This window comes from Arcticibacter svalbardensis MN12-7 (genome assembly GCF_000403135.1).
Taxonomy (GTDB): domain Bacteria; phylum Bacteroidota; class Bacteroidia; order Sphingobacteriales; family Sphingobacteriaceae; genus Arcticibacter; species Arcticibacter svalbardensis.
In genome coordinates, this window is record NZ_AQPN01000074.1 from 1 (window position 1) to 1,440 (window position 1,440).

The 1,440-nt window shown below is 40.4% G+C and carries 2 protein-coding genes; both read right to left on the bottom strand.

Features of this window, described 5'->3' with window-relative positions:
- Nucleotides 1-731 (bottom strand): SDR family NAD(P)-dependent oxidoreductase (locus ADIARSV_RS09040; protein WP_040299619.1); only part of this gene is annotated, 731 nt, incomplete at its 3' end.
- Between the two features lie 275 nt (nucleotides 732-1,006).
- Complete coding sequence (locus ADIARSV_RS09045; protein ID WP_040299617.1) at nucleotides 1,007-1,213, bottom strand: hypothetical protein; 207 nt, start codon at nucleotides 1,211-1,213, stop codon at nucleotides 1,007-1,009.
- Nucleotides 1,214-1,440: the final 227 nt, after the last annotated feature.

A 1,440-nucleotide genomic window follows, 5' to 3' on the forward strand; every position in this document is an offset into this window, starting at 1 on the left:
TTTGTCTGCGCATAATCATAGAGATCTTCTGATGGATCGGTAGCTTGCTCTGATGTGGTTCCAATAATAACAGAACCAGGTTGTAAATGAGGAAGAGCTGCTTTAATGATCCAAAAAGGAGCATAGATATTCGTCTTCATCGTCCAGTCAAACTGTTCAGTTGAAATATCCAGAATCGAAGCATGAGTTTGTTGCCGACCGGCATTATTTACGATAATATCTAAACCACCAAGACCACGCAGGGCCTCTTCAACCAGTCGTTTACAAAATGCCTCATCACGAAGATCCCCTGGAATAGCAACTGCCTTCCGGCCTTCAGCCTTAATTAAGGCAATCACCTCACGGGCATCCGGCTCCTCAGCAGGAAGATAATTGATGGCAACATCTGCACCTTCGCGTGCATAGGCGATAGCAGCTGCCCTTCCCATTCCGGAGTCTCCTCCTGTAATCAATGCTTTGCGGCCTGCTAAACGACCCGATCCTTTATAGCTGGTTTCACCATGATCGGGACGAGGAACCATTTTACTTGCTAAACCTGGCCATGGTTGAGACTGACCATCAAAGGGCGGTTTCGGAAACTTAGTAGTTGGATCTTGTAGTTGAGGTATGGGTGCAGATGCGACAAAGACTGATTTTTCTGATCCAAAGGCTGGTGCTACTGCAACCGCAGCTATACCAGCCCCCAACCCGCTAATTACTTTGCGTCGGGTTATTTTATTCTTTTCATTCATGGTAATGTAATGCTTTTAATAGGTGTCAAATTATAACTAATCTATTGGCTGTTAGTTTTGTAAAGTCCCACTAACTTATCACTATTATTTTTTTTGATTAAGCTTTTACATTCGTAAAATAGTAATGCGAGAGATGTTAATTTAAGTTCTTTTGAATCGAACTTAGGTTTTTAGGTTTAATCTGGAACTTGTTTTAACAGATCTGCTAATTCAGCAAGTGTCAAACTTGGTTTTTCGGATTTATCATAAATTGTTAACAGGTAAACGGCGTCATCTTATAACTCATTGATAAGGTCTCTTGCAGGACATGCTTTTAGTGTACCCTGGCGCACTAATTTAAGATCTTCAACTGCTTCCCTAATTTCGTTAACTAAAACAGCTTTCTCATCAGATAGCGGCTTAACCTTCACAAAAGGCAAGCTGCTAAACAGCTCCATAACAAAAGCTGCTTTACTGTCTTTAATATCTAGCATTATTTTCATAAACTGTGACTAAAGGAGTTTATATACACATAACTATATCTTTTTAAACATATAATATACTATGATGTTAAAATAACCTGCACCAAACTATACTTTTTAGCTCTTGAATGCTATCCGCTCACCTAAAACAATTGCTGGAGCAGTGCTAAAAAGACTCCCCTTTTTCCTTACCGCACTGGCATATTTGTCAATACGTGATGCAAGGCCCAGCATCAGGACATTTCCCA